This window comes from Actinoplanes sp. NPDC049548 (assembly GCF_040676695.1).
GTDB lineage: Bacteria > Actinomycetota > Actinomycetes > Mycobacteriales > Micromonosporaceae > Actinoplanes.
Genome location: NZ_JBFAPM010000001.1, coordinates 19,654 through 32,918, shown reverse-complemented (window position 1 = coordinate 32,918; position 13,265 = coordinate 19,654). Strand labels below are relative to the sequence as shown.

Below are 13,265 nucleotides of genomic sequence, written 5' to 3'. Positions count from 1 at the left end.
TCGAATTCAGCGCCGAACAGGGCCATTTCCGCGCGCGACCACGCCCACCCTCCACCGAACGGACGTTCCCACCAATGCGTCCACTCCATGGGATAGCGGCCAAATACTCCAAACCACGCCGGGCGGCCGAACTCCGTTACGTGATGTTATTGTTACCGTGCAGTAACCGATTCTTGAGCGCGACACTATAGCCCAGTCAGGCAGGAAATAGCCAATCGAGTGCGAAAGAGCGCTCCCCGCCGCGCCGCACTCTCGCCCACCCCCGGCAAGTCCGCAACCAGCGGGTTCGATGGAGGCTTGCGGAGGAGCCAGGTCCCCTATCACCCGGCGATCCCAGGAGGTCCATCCCCCGATCAGACGACTCAACTCTGACCCTAAGAAAGGGGTCGCATGATTATTTCCCGGATAGATTGACCCGGATTGGTGCGCCCGCACGGCTACGGAGGGTAGCCGCCAGATCGGTCGAAGGCGGTCGCATGGTGGAGGAATGGGGCAATGTCAGCTTCGGTGAATAACCGTCGGACCCGGATGCGCTCGGCGCTCGTGGTCGTTCTGACGGTTTTGATACTCGTGCCGGCCGGCATCCTGTTCGGTCGAGTGTGGGCGGATGTCGAGGATCGCAGGGACAGCGCGCGACTCGAGCAGAAGGGCGTCGAGTACATCACCGCGCTCGGCCCGCTCGTCAGCGCTCTCGGCGAGGCTCAGTCCGCGACGCTTTCCGGCACGAGCGCCCCGTCCGGTTCGCTGACCGCCGCCGTCGCCGCCGTCGGTGCCGTGGACCAGCGGCTCGGGAGTGAGCTGCGGACCCGGGACCGGTGGAACGGGCTGAAGCAGAAGATCGACGCGCTCCCCAAGGTCACCGGCGGCCCGCTCGCCACCTTCCAGGCCCACGTCGAGGTCACCGATCTGGCTCTCGCCCTCTACGGCGCCGTCCGCAACAACTCCGAGCTGGCTCGCGATCCCGACAACGACATCTCGCACCTGCAGCAGGCGGTGGCCGCCGACCTCCCCGCGGCCATCGTCCACATGGGCCGGATGGCCGACCTCAGCCAGCTCGTCGCCAAGGCGAACGCCCAGCAGCAGGCTCAGCTCGGTCCGCAGTTCGGCGCCGCCGTCCTGCAGGTGAACACCTCCGTCAACGGGCTCACCGACAATCTGCAGGCGGCCGTCGACGACACCAGCAGCACGACGCTGAGCGGCAACCTCGTCACCGGGCTCGACTCCTTCCGCCGCGGTGCCGAGTTGCTGACCAGCGGCGCCAACCCGGGCGGGGCCCCCGACGCCGCCACCATGGCGACCGCGGAGAGCCGCCTGCAGGTGGCGCTGACCAATCTCGCCGGCATCACGACGCGTGAGATGTCGCGGCTGCTGGACGATCGGCTGGACACCCTCGACTACCGGACCGCGGAGGCGCTGGCTGCTGCCGGTGCGGCCGTGCTGCTGGCCCTCGCCGCGATCGTCGTACCGCTGACCGGCCGGCGCAGGCCCGGCAAGACGGCGCGGGTCCCGGGCGAGGCCACACGCGACCTGACCGTTCTTCCCGGCGGCACGACGGAGACCAACGGCAGACCGGGCAGCGGAGAAGCCGGCAGCCCGGCTTCCAGGCAACGGGAGTGGACCAGTGCTGTTCGGTAGATTCCGCATCCTCGGCAAGCTGACGCTGCTCGTCCTCGTACCTCTGATCGGGGTTGTGGCCCTTGCCGTGCCGATCGTCGGCAACCGCGTCGGCGCCGCTCGGGACGCGCAGGACACCTCCGACACCGTGCGGCTGGCCACCCAGGTCGGTTCGGCGGTCCAGGAGCTCCAGGAGGAGCGCCTGTTGTCGGTGGGTTACCTCTTCGGCCTGGTGCAGGCGCCCGAGCTTGCGGTGCAGAGCGCCAAGGCGACCGACCGCATCCAGGCGCTCAAGGACCTCGACGTGCCGGTGTCGGACGAGCTCACCAGGGCGATCGACGGCGCGGCGAAGCTCTCCGCCACCCGGACCGGCGTGATCAACCGGACCATCCGCCCGGATGTGATCGTGACCGACTACACGTCGGTGATCACCTCGATCATCGACAACCTCGCGCTCACCAAGCGGGCCGACCTGAACACCTCCGCCGGCCGGCAGGTGTACGCGCTGGACCAGGCCCTGCGCAGCGACGACATGATCAGCCAGGCGTCCGGCTATCTGGCCGGGGCGGTGGTGACCCGCAACGCCGGGCTGGTCCGGCTCTTCTACTCGACCCTGGTGCAGCTGCAGCTGGTCATCATCAACGCGCGGCCGTACTTCACCGACGCGCAGTACAAGCTGTACCTGGGCGCTCAGGACGCCTTCGCCTCCCGGGTCGGAACGCGCTTCCTGGTGGAGGCCGCCACCGATCCCGAGGCGGCGGTCAAGCGGCTGAACATCCAGACGGTCTTCCCCTCTCTGCGGTCCGTCATCGTTCTCGGCGGCTTCGTGGAGAAGCGGGTCGCCCAGGACGTGGACACGGCCGTGACCGAGAACCGCAACTCCGCGCTGCGGACGGCCGCGCTGGTCGGTGGCGGCTCGCTGCTGCTTCTGCTGCTCGTGGTCGCGCTGTCGCTGTTCATGGCCCGGGCCGTCGCCCGGCCCCTGCGACGCCTCACCGCTTCGGCGGATCGGATCGCCCGCGCCGCCGAGGCCGAGCTGGAGCGGGTGGCGGACGACGACGCCGAGGCGGTCCGGCCGATCCGGTTGGACCCCGTCGACGTGGCGGCCCGCGACGAGATCGGCGACCTGGCCAAGGCGTTCGACCGGGTGCAGACCACCGCCGTCCGGCTGGTGGAGCGCCAGGTTGCCGGCCGGCGCAACGTCGCCCAGATGTTCGGGCACGTCGGGCGGCGTACCCAGAACCTGGTCGGACGGCAGCTGGCGCTCATCGACAGCCTGGAGCGCCGGGAGACCGACAGCGACCGCCTGCGGGAGCTGTACCGGCTCGACCACATGTCCAGCCGGCTCCGGCGGAACGCGAGCTCGCTGGTCGTGCTCTCCGGTGGGGCTGGCGCTAACGACCACATGGCACCGCTGGCGCTCTCCGACGTCGTACGCCTGGCCCTCGGTGAGATCGAGGACTACACGCGCGTCGACGTGGAGGTGCCCGAGGAGCTGGTGGTCGTGCCCGCCGTCGTGGCCGACCTGACGCTGCTGCTCGCCGAGCTCATGGAGAACTCCACGTCGTTCTCCCCGCCACACACCCGGGTCACCGTCACGGCGTTCGAGCTGCGCGGCGGCGCCCGCCTCGCGATCGTGGACCGCGGCCTCGGCCTGCCGCCGGAGCGGCTGGCCGAGGAGAACGCGCGGCTGACCCGCCGCGAGCGCCTCGACCTGGCACCCACCGAGGTGCTCGGGCTCTTCGTGGTGGGCCGCCTCGCCCGCCGGCACGGCATCGAGGTCACGCTGACCGACACCGCCGAGGGCGGCGTGACGGCCTGGGTGGATCTCGCCCCGGCGCACCTGGTGCCGCGGCCGGAGCCGCTGCCGGCGGAGCTCGCGCCGATCCGGGCGACCGTACCCAGCAGCCATGCCGAGTTCGCTCCCCTGATCTCCGGCGGGTCGGCCCGGCACGTGCCGGGCAGCGCCCAGCCCTTCGACGCCGGCGTGCTCAACCGGGCGACCCGCACGCTGGAGGCGGGGAGATCCTGGAACGCTTTCGCGGTACGCCCGACCGCTCCGCAGCTGGAAGCCGCGCCCAGCGCCGTCCCGGCCGCGTACGAGGCCACGCCGGTGGCGGGACGGTTCCCGGCGACCGTGCGGGAGCTGCCCTCGGCCGGCCGGTACGTCGAGCCGGAGCATCCGGCGGTGGTGCTGGAAGCCCAGGTGCCGCAGCAGCGCACGAGCCCGGAGGCGCACAACGGCGCACCGGCACCGCTGCGCCGCCGTGTTCCCGGCAGCCAGCTGCCGGCCGAGACCGGACCGAAACTGCCGACCGCGCCGCCCACCTCGGACGACGCGATCGCGGCCCGGGAGGCGTTCGACGCCTTCGAGGCGGGCGTGTCCCGCGCCCAGTGGGACGTCATCGAGCAGGACATGGCCGCGCCGCCGGCCGTGGGTCATCCGCCGCTGACCCGGCGGGTGCCGGGCGCGACGCTGCCGGTGAGCGAGCCCATGAACCCGACCCCGCCGGCCACGCCGGCCCAACCCCTCGATCCGGAAGCCGCCCGGGCCCTGATGGAGCAGTTCGAGTACGGCGTAGCCCGGGCGCTGCACGAAACCCAGCCACAACCCGAAGGACAACCGCGATGACTTCCCCCTACTCCACTGACACCGGCAACGGACGCGACTATGCGCAGTCGCAGCTCAGTGCGGAGGCGAAGACCTTCAACTGGCTGCTCGACTCGTTCACGTCCGGCACCGCCGGCGTCGTCGAGGCCATCGCCGTCTCCTCGGACGGTCTGCTGATGGCGATGTCGGCGATCAAGGACCGGCCGAACGCCGAACGCCTGGCCGCGGTCGTCTCCGGGCTGACCAGCCTGGCCGGCGGCGCCGCCAGCTGGTACGCGCTGGGCAGCCTCAACCGCGTCATCATCGACATGGCGGACGGCTACCTGCTGGTGACCGCGATCAGCGCCGGGTCGGTGCTCGGCGTGATCGCGGACCGGACGGCCAACCTCGGCACGCTGGCGTACGAGATGACGCTGTTCGCGACCCGTGCCGGCGGCGCCCTCAGCCCGCGCCTCATCGCCGAGCTGAAGAACGCCGTCCAGCAGTAGGAAACAGCCGAAGCAGCGCACGTCGAGGAAGGTCGTGAACATCTCCATGAGAAGCCCGGCCGACCCCGACGAGCCGGCGGCACCCGGTGTCCGGCCGTTCCTGCGCAACACGGGTCCCGGCGCGCGGTTCACGCCGCCGCCGGCCCCGCCTCCCGGGCCCCCGCCCGGGGATCCGCCCGGCGAGCAGGCGGCGGCGCTGCGGCCGTTCGTCATCACGTCCGGCCGCGTCGCCGGGCAGGACGCCGGCATCGGGCTGGAGACGCAGGTCAGTGCCCTTCCGGGGGCGACGAGCGCGCGGCTCTCGCCCGAGCAGCGGGCCATCGTCCAGCTCTGCGGCGAGCCGCTGTCGGTGGCCGAGATCTCGGCCCGGCTCCGGATGCACTTCGGCGTCACCCGGATCCTGGTCGGCGACCTGCGGGCCGCCGGACACCTTGACGTTCACGTGTTGGAGAGCGACTTCCCCGACCCCGAGACCATCATGCGAGTTATCCGTGGGCTTCGATCCATCTCCTGACCGCCGCGTCGTCGGCACCGCGCGCGTACCCGGCGTGCCGCAGCGGACGTCACCGCCGGTACCGGTCAAGATCATCGTGGCCGGCGGCTTCGGCGTCGGCAAGACCACCACCGTGGGCGCCATCTCGGAGATCTCGCCGCTGACGACCGAGGCCGAGATGACCTCGGCGTCCGTCGGGGTCGACGATCCGGGCCAGGCGAGCACGAAGACGACCACGACCATCGCCATGGATTTCGGGTGCGTCACCATCGACCAGACGCTGAAGCTGTACCTGTTCGGCACGCCCGGGCAGACCCGCTTCTCGTTCATGTGGGACGACCTGGTCCGCGGTGCCCTGGGGGCGCTCGTGGTGGTCGACACGTCCCGGATCGACGACTGCTATCCCGCGGTCGACTACTTCGAGCGCGCCGGGCTGCCGTTCGTCGTCGGCGTCAACACGTTCCACGGGCAGCTCGGCTACAACCTCGACGAGGTGCGCTGGGCGCTCGCTATCCGTGACGATGTGCCGGTGGTGCAGTTCGACGCCCGGTTCCGGGGTTCGGTGCGAGATGCCCTGCTCGTGGTGCTCGACCAGGCCCTCGACAAGGCCATGCGGATACGTTCGTCGTAAGGTGTGCGCCGATTCGTTCCGTACAGGTTTTCAAACCGCCCATCGAGCGGGCACAGTTGTACGGGGCGACTGCGTTGACGGGAGGACGGTGACGTGCGAGGCGGACTGGACGACGCGCTGGACAGGCTGGCGCGCCGCGATGAGCTGCGCCGACGCGCCGCCGGGGAGGCCACGGGCACCCCGCCGGCGGTGACGGAGCTGGTCGAGGCGATCGCGGCGGTCGTGGGCCGCAACCCGGAGCTCGCCGTGACGGTCGGTGTCGAGGGCGCCGGCGACCCGGTGCTGCTGCACTTCGCCGTCGAGGACGGAATCGTGCAGGTCAACGCCGACAACTCGGTCGCCCGACGGGCCGAGCCGCAGGATGTCGAGGTCATCGACGTCGACCCGGAGCCGGAGCCGTACGCGGACCGTGGCGAGGACACCCGCCGGATCACCTACCAGGATCGCGGGCAGCACCGCTACGAGGAGCCGCCCCCGGTGCCGCAGCAGCGTCCGCCCGCCCCGCCCATGCCCACGCCGCTGCCCGAGCCGGTCCCGCTGCGGGTCAGCGAGGAGGAGACGGAGCTGGCGGCCAAGCGTCTGGCCGCCCTGCTCCGCGAAGACCCCTCGCTACTGCGCGCTCAGGATTGACCGCGGATCGCTTTCTCCACCGCGCCGACCCGGTCGGCGAGCAGGCCGACAGCGCCGACGGCCCGGGTCATCGGGTCGTCCTCGGCGCCGCCGAGCGCCTTCTCCCGCAGGTACGCCGCCTTGACGTCGGCCCAGCGCGCGGCCTGCTCCGGGGTGAGCCGCCCGCGCAGCTCGGCGAGCTTGAGCAGGTTGGCCTCGGCGCCGGTGGTCAGCGTCTGCGCCTCGCCCAGGTAGTGGTCGTCGACCACGGCCTCGAGCTCGGCGTCGTTCATCACCGGCACGATCCGCTCGGCGAGCTTGTTCATGTTGCGGTAGGAGCCCTGCAGCTTGAACGGCGGCTCGGTGCGTGACGCGTCGGCCTGGCCGGCCGAGGCGATGTACGCCTGGTTGTTGCGCAGCACGATCCGCTGCACCCGCCGCATCTTGCGCAGCACCGACAGCACCTGCTCCAGCTCGGTGGCCGAGTACGCGTAGCTGAGCCGGTCCGGGCGTACCGAGTCGTCGCCCTCGGCGAGGCGGACCAGCAGCGGCAGGTCGGCCCGGTCCCGGGCGGACAGCGGCGCGAGCACCGGGTTCGAGGTGAGGGCGTTCTCCAGGTACGACATCTCGAACGCCTCCTCCCGGCCGCTGAGGACGTCGCCGAGGTTCCAGACGTCGGCCCGGTTGGCGAGCATGTCCGGGATCCGGAAGCGCGTGCCGCTCTCCGTGTACGGGTTGCCGGCCATGCACACCGCGAACCGCTTGCCGCGCAGGTCGTACGTGCGGGTCCGGCCCTCCCACACGCCCTCCATCCGCCGCTGCGCGTCACAGAGCGAGATGAACTTCTGCAGCAGCTCGGGTGAGGTGTGCTGGATGTCGTCGAGGTAGAGCAGGACGTTGTTGCCCATCTCCAGGGCGAAGGAGATCTTCTCGACCTCCTGCCGGGCCGTCGCGTCGGGCGCCTCGGCCGGGTCCAACGAGGTCACCTCGTGCCCCAGCGCCGGGCCGTTGACCTTGACGAACACCAGGCCGAGGCGGTTGGCGACGTACTCCATGAGGGTCGTCTTGCCGTAGCCGGGCGGTGAGATCAGCAGCAGCAGGCCGGACTGGTCCGTGCGCCGGTTGTCGCCGGCGGCGCCGAGCTGCCGCGCGAGGTTGTCGCCGATCAGCGGCAGGTAGACCTCGTCCAGCAGCCGGTTGCGCACGAACGCCGACATCACTCCGGGCTTGTACTCGTCCAGGCGCAGGCGGTTCCGTTCGGCCTGGGCGAGGGCGGTCCGCTTCTTCTGGTACGCCCGGTACGCGGGCACCCGCTCCTCGCGGAACCGCCGGGTGGCGGCCAGGAACTCGTCCAGGCGTACGGTCAGCCGCCCGTCGACGATCCGCGGGTGCGTGGACAGCAGCCCGGACACGGTTTCGCTCACCGCCGCCGCGGAGTCGTACCGGGTCAGCGTGGTGAGCTCGATGGCGACGGCTTCCGCCACGTCACTCACGTCGCCGGAGTCCGGGTTGGCCCGGTGGTAGGCCGACAGCCACGCGTGCACGAGCTGCTTGCGGGCGGCCGGGTCGGCCTCGAGCGCGCGCAGGTCGTCGGCGTAGCTGCGGGCGGGACCTGCGGTGAGTGCCCGGTGGAAGCGGTCGAGGAAGGTCCGGGCGGTAGCGCTCGTGACGAAGCCGGCCGGGGTCGCGGCCAGCTCCTCGACCAGGTACTCGCCCACCACGCGGTCGGCACCGGCCGCAGTGGCGAGGGCGTCGCACAGGTCGGCGAGGTCCTGCCCGGCGCCGAACAGTTCCCGGGCCCGGACGAGCGAAGCTGCCCGTACGGACCAGGACGTCTGCTCGGCCGCGGGCAGTCCGGCCCAGAAGAGTTGCGCGGCCGCCCGGACCGGCGCCGGGTAACGCAACAGGCCCGCGGCGGCGTGCAGCCGGATCACCGCGCCGAGGATCAGCGTGGCGTCACTGTCGTGCACCCCGCGCTCGTAGCCCTCGTCGTAGCGGGACTCGGCTCCCCGGCGTACCAGATCACCAAGGGTGTCGTCCGGCAGTGCCGTCGGATTCTCGGCGAACAGGGACGCGGCCAGGTGTTCGGCGCGGGACAGGTCCTTGGCCTCGGACACCAGCGGCTGGTCCCAGAACGGGCGGGTGGCCAGGAAGTCCTCGTCGCGGACCGGTGCCCGGTAGTCGGTGCCGGTGATCGCGAACGCCAGCTCGTCGCCGTCCGGCACCAGGGTCAGGTCGATGGCCTGCGTGTTCACCGCGAACGTGTGCCGGCCCAGGGTGATCGTGCTGCCGTCGGCGCCGTAGAGGTCGAGCCGGTCGCGCAAGGCCCGGCCGGCCTCCTGCCGCGCGGCCTTGACGCGCCCCTCCAGCTCCTCGGCCCGGACCGTGTCGCCGAGGGTACGCAGCTCGTCGGCGACCTTGCGCAGCTTGCCGACCATCGGATCGGTGGCGAAGTACGTGTTGACGTCGTCGACCGTGCCGAGCGTGGCGACCCGCCGTTGGACGCTGGCGAGGGTGCGCTGGGCGGAGTCGAAGAGCCGGTCGGCGCGCCGCGCCCGCTCGTCGAGCAGGGCCTGCCGGCGCGCGGCGAAGGCCTCGTAGACCTCGGTCCGCTTGGCGCCGAGCTGCTCGATGAAGTCGTCGAAGTCGCCGAACCGGGACTCGAGCGCCTCCACCTGCAGCATCAGCTTGGCGAGCTGTTCGTCGCAGCGTTCGGGGGTGTCCGCGGCGGCCAGCGCCGCCGTGACCGACTGGGTGAGCAGCGCGAACTCGGCGGCGAACGCGGCGCGGCCCTCGACGGCGGCGAGCTCGCGCCGGCGGGCGTCCAGGGTGGCCCGGGCCCGGTTGACGCCGCCGAGCACCTCGCCGATGCGTTCCAGGATGCCGACCCGCACGGTCGCGTCGGCGATGTCGAGGCCGCCGACCACCTCGGTGACGACCTGGAGGCCGTCGGCCTGCTCGGCGAGCCGCTCGGCGACCGGTGCGGCCTCCGCGACGGTGGCGATGGCCGCCGCATCCGCCACGAGCTGGTCGACGGACTGCTGATAGCCGGCGAAGGCGTCCTCGCGCCGGAGGAAGTCGACGGCGCGGCGGGCGGTGGAGTCGACCTCGGTGGAGAGTTCGGCGCCCATCGCGTCGAGCCGGGCGGTGTCGACGTACCGCAGCTCGCGCAGGGTGACGACCTTGCCTTGGGCCTGGCGCAGGGCGGCGAGCTGGCGGATCCAGGCGTCGGTGGTGGTCGGCACCTCGCCGCGGGCCCGGCGGATCAGCGACGTGGTGGCGGCGCCGGCCTCGTCGACGGCCGCGGTCGCCTGCGCGGTCAGCTCCTGCACCGACTCGAACTCGTCGAGGACCTGCTCGGCGGTGGCCCGCACCTCGGCGAGCGGCGTGCTCAGCTCCTCGAGCTCCGGGTCGGTCAGCCAGTGGTACTGGTCGAACAGGCGGGTGCAGGCGGCGATGATCGCCTCGAACACCGCGCCCGAGGGCGTCATCTCGTCGACCATGCGGGACACCGAGAGGGCGTCCGCGATGCCGCGTACCAGATCGGCGTTGCCCACCCGGTCCAGCGGGCCGGTGCCGACCGGCTGGGCCGCGGCGAAGGTGTCCGAGACGTACGGCGTCTGCCACACCTGCATGGGGTGCACCCGGGTCGGTTCGTCCGAGGCCGCCCGGAAGGCGACCAGGGTTCCGTCGTCGAACAGCGAGTAGCCGTGGCACGGGATCGGGGTCGCGACCTCTTTGCGGATCACGTTGTAGGGCAGCAGCAGGTAACGCCCGGCGGCCCGCGCGTGGAAGACGTACAGCACGTCCTCGCCGTTGACCGAGCGCACGACCCGCTCGAACTCCAGGTCCGCGACGTCGGCGTCGAACGTCTTCGCGATGCCGGTGGCCAGGTAGTAGCCGCCGGGGAAGATGATGCCCTGGTCCTCCGGCAGGCGCTGGCACGCCTGGCCGATCCCGTCGAGGCGGACCACGTCACGGGTACGGGTGTTGAAGACGAGATACCGGTGCGTGGTCTCCTTGTACGGCAGCACACGCAGCAGGATCAGCGGGCCGATGCGGGCGTACGCGATCTCCCCGTCGGCGAGGCTCTGCAGCGGCTCGTCGACCGGCTCGGAGAAGATGCCCTCCCCGTCCTCGGTGTTGTTCTCCACCTTGACGGTCAGCGTGCCGCCGACCGTCTCGACGAACACCTGGTCCTCGATCGACACGTGCGGGTGACGGCCGAGGACGTGCTGCTCGCGGGTGGTGAGCGTCCACTCGAAGTCGTGCGACGGCGGGAAGACGTGGTCGCGTTCGCCGCGGTTGTCGACGTACGCGACCGACCCGTCGGTGTCCACCTTCCAGCGCAGCACCTTGAGGTCGTCGGCGCGGGCGCCGGTCTGGAAGACCGCGAGGAGCAGCCCCTCCAGCCGGCGCAGCTGCAGGAGGTGCGTCTCCCGGTAGTAGCGGTACAGCTCGGCGAAGTCGCGCTGGAACTGCGGGTCGTCGAGCAGGCCGGGCAGCGTCGCCGCGTGGAAGCTGCCCTCGGCGAACCCGTGCACGGCGAAGACGTCGCTGATCACGGTCTCGCTGCGGAGCCCGATGAACACGTTGTAGCCGAACAGCATCGCGCCGCCGACCTGCACGATGTCCCGCGGCACGCAGTTGTTCTCGGTACGGACCCGTTCCGTGCCGAGCAGCCGCAATTGCTGCCCGCCGAACGTCTCCATCCGGCGGGCGTTCAGCGCCTCCGCGCGGCCGGCCAGCTCCTTGGCCTGCGCGCCGAGGCGGGCGCGCAGGACCTCGTACGTCCCGGCATCCAGGGTCTGGTCGGTCACCGGACCGCCGGAACCTTGGCGTCGGCCAGCCCCATCTCCCTGGCGGCGGCGAGCAGTTCCTTGAGCTTGGCGGAGTCCCCGTTTCCGGCCTTGATCTGCTGGGTCAGGAACGCCGACAGGGTCAGGTTCGCCACGTCGCCGGTGCTGACCGAGCCGACGACGCGGCTCAGGTCGTCGGCGAAGTTCGCCGAGCCGTTGAGGTAGCGCGCGCCCAGGCCCTGGACCACGTCGGAGTGCTGGACGAAGCCGTCGACGCTCTTGCCCATCGTGATCGAGCCGATGAGCTTGTCGAAGAAGACCGAGTCGCCGCCGACGATGTCGATGTCGGCCTTCTCCAGGCCGGTCGCGATGAGCGTGGCCTGCGCCTCGGCGATGTCCTTGTGCACGTGGATGCCGGCGAGGCGGATCTCCTTCTCCATCTCGAGCCGCAGCCGGTACTCCTCGTGCTCGCGGGTGGCGTCGTCCAGCGCGGCCATCGCACCGGCCTTCTCCTGCAGGCCGGCGGCCTCGCCCTTGAGCTTCTCGCGGATCGCCTCGGCGGCGACCAGCGCCTTCTCGCGCTCGACGGCGGCCTCGGCGCGGCCGGTCTTCTCGACCACCTCGGCGTTGCGCTCGCGCACCTGCACGTCGGCGAGGCCCTCGGCGGCCGCCTCGGCCTGCTTGCCCTCGGCCAGCCGGATCTTCGCCCGGGCCTCCAGCTCGGCGGACTGCTGCCGGGCCTCCGCCAGCACCAGCTCCTCGCGGGCCTTGAACTTCGCGGCCGCCTCGGCCGCCTCCGCGGCCTTGATGTCCTTGACCAGGGCCTCCTGCGCCTCGGCCTCGGCGTTGATGATCACGGCCTGACGGGTACGCTCCGCCTCCTCGACGACGCGCAGCCGCTTGATGTTCTCCTCCTGCTCGGCGACCGTCTTCTCCACCGCGATGCGCTCGCGGATCACCTCGGCGATCGAGCGCTTCTCCGCCTCGACCTCCTTGTTCTTGGCGATGGTGGAGAGCTCGGTCTCCCGCTCGCGGCCGATGACCTCGAGCATCCGGTCCTTCTCGATGCGCTCGGTCTCGATCGCGATGACCCGCTCGCGGTTCTTCTCGGCGACCGCGATCTCCCGGGCCTTGTTCTCCTGCTGCACACCCAGCTGCTGCTCGGTCTGCAGGGCGGCACCCTCGGCGCGCAGCCGCTCCTGGGCGTGCGCGAGGGCGATCTCGGCCTCCTCGCGGGCGCGCATGGTCTCGATCTCCCGGCGCTGCTTGATCTCCGCGTCGGCCTGCCGGCGCTCCAGCTCGAGGATCGCCTCCTTGGCGTCCACGTTCTGCCGGGTGATCTCCTTCTCCTCGTTGCGGCGGAAGTCGTTGGTGCGCACCGACTCGATCGCGGTCAGCTCGGTGATCTTCCGGATGCCCTGCGCGTCGAGAATGTTCTTCGGGTCGAGGGAGACCAGCGGCGTCTGCTCCAGGAAGTCGATCGCCGCGTCCTCGAGGCTGTAGCCGTTGAGGTCGGTGCCGATCACCTCGATGATCTGGTCCCGGAAGTCGTTGCGCTTGGTGTAGAGGTCGACGAAGTCCAGCTGCTTGCCGACGGTCTTCAGCGCCTCCGAGAACTTCGCGTTGAACAGCTCCTGCAGCGTCTGCTCGCTGCTCGCCCGCGTGGTGCCGATCGCCTGCGCGACCTTGATGACGTCCTCGGTCGTCTTGTTCACGCGGACGAAGAACGTGATCCGGATGTCCGCGCGGATGTTGTCGCGGCAGATCAGGCCCTCCCGCCCCGTACGCGAGATCTCGATCGTCTTCACCGAGATGTCCATGACCTCGGCCTTGTGCAGCACGGGCAGCACGACCGCACCGGTGAACGTGACGTCGACGCGGCGCACCTTGCTGACGATCAGCGCCTTGCCCTGCTCCACCTTGCGGAACATGCGGCTGAGGAAGAACACGACGCCGAGCGCGATGAGCAGCACCACGGCGAGGAGCACACCGAATCCGGTGGAGATCACGTCCATGAAGG

8 protein-coding genes are annotated in these 13,265 nt (G+C 71.0%); 6 read left to right on the top strand and 2 right to left on the bottom strand.

Annotated elements, in window-relative coordinates:
• The first annotated feature begins 507 nt into the window (after positions 1 to 507).
• The 6 genes from AB0J80_RS00140 to AB0J80_RS00115 all read left to right on the top strand — a co-directional run bounded on the left by AB0J80_RS00140 (position 508) and on the right by AB0J80_RS00115 (position 6,467).
• On the top strand, positions 508 to 1,635 hold the full coding sequence (locus tag AB0J80_RS00140) for a hypothetical protein (protein ID WP_364698635.1): 1,128 nt from the start codon (positions 508 to 510) through the stop codon (positions 1,633 to 1,635).
• Positions 1,622 to 4,246 carry a nitrate- and nitrite sensing domain-containing protein gene (locus AB0J80_RS00135; protein WP_364698633.1) on the top strand — a complete coding sequence of 875 codons (2,625 nt, stop codon included), beginning with the start codon at positions 1,622 to 1,624 and terminating at the stop codon, positions 4,244 to 4,246. The genes AB0J80_RS00140 and AB0J80_RS00135 overlap by 14 nt, the downstream gene beginning before the upstream one ends.
• Positions 4,243 to 4,713 carry a roadblock/LC7 domain-containing protein gene (locus tag AB0J80_RS00130; RefSeq protein ID WP_364684543.1) on the top strand — a complete coding sequence of 157 codons (471 nt, stop codon included), beginning with the start codon at positions 4,243 to 4,245 and terminating at the stop codon, positions 4,711 to 4,713. The genes AB0J80_RS00135 and AB0J80_RS00130 overlap by 4 nt, the downstream gene beginning before the upstream one ends.
• Before the next feature lie 46 nt (positions 4,714 to 4,759).
• Complete coding sequence (locus tag AB0J80_RS00125) at positions 4,760 to 5,227, top strand: DUF742 domain-containing protein (RefSeq protein ID WP_364700105.1); 468 nt, start codon at positions 4,760 to 4,762, stop codon at positions 5,225 to 5,227.
• Positions 5,205 to 5,837 (top strand): ATP/GTP-binding protein, encoded by a 633-nt coding sequence (locus tag AB0J80_RS00120; RefSeq protein ID WP_364698631.1) that lies wholly within the window; start codon positions 5,205 to 5,207, stop codon positions 5,835 to 5,837. The genes AB0J80_RS00125 and AB0J80_RS00120 overlap by 23 nt, the downstream gene beginning before the upstream one ends.
• A gap of 93 nt (positions 5,838 to 5,930) precedes the next feature.
• The gene (locus tag AB0J80_RS00115; RefSeq protein ID WP_364698629.1) at positions 5,931 to 6,467 is read left to right on the top strand and encodes a hypothetical protein; all 537 of its coding nucleotides are present in this window, start codon (positions 5,931 to 5,933) and stop codon (positions 6,465 to 6,467) included.
• On the opposite strand, the gene AB0J80_RS00110 is transcribed toward AB0J80_RS00115, so the two are convergent.
• Together AB0J80_RS00110 and AB0J80_RS00105 are read right to left on the bottom strand one after the other, a co-directional pair.
• Positions 6,458 to 11,266 (bottom strand): DNA repair ATPase, encoded by a 4,809-nt coding sequence (locus AB0J80_RS00110; protein WP_364698628.1) that lies wholly within the window; start codon positions 11,264 to 11,266, stop codon positions 6,458 to 6,460. The two genes, AB0J80_RS00115 and AB0J80_RS00110, sit on opposite strands and share 10 nt — an antisense overlap.
• Positions 11,263 to 13,260 (bottom strand): flotillin family protein, encoded by a 1,998-nt coding sequence (locus AB0J80_RS00105; protein ID WP_364698626.1) that lies wholly within the window; start codon positions 13,258 to 13,260, stop codon positions 11,263 to 11,265. The genes AB0J80_RS00110 and AB0J80_RS00105 overlap by 4 nt, the downstream gene beginning before the upstream one ends.
• Positions 13,261 to 13,265: the final 5 nt, after the last annotated feature.

What these genes read in the sequence shown, in the direction of transcription:
- AB0J80_RS00130 (WP_364684543.1), top strand. Translation starts at nt 4,243, where the DNA reads ATGACTTCCCCCTACTCCACTGACACCGGCAACGGACGCGACTATGCG.
- AB0J80_RS00125 (WP_364700105.1), top strand. Translation starts at nt 4,760, where the DNA reads ATGAGAAGCCCGGCCGACCCCGACGAGCCGGCGGCACCCGGTGTCCGG.
- AB0J80_RS00105 (WP_364698626.1), bottom strand. Translation starts at nt 13,260, where the DNA reads ATGGACGTGATCTCCACCGGATTCGGTGTGCTCCTCGCCGTGGTGCTG.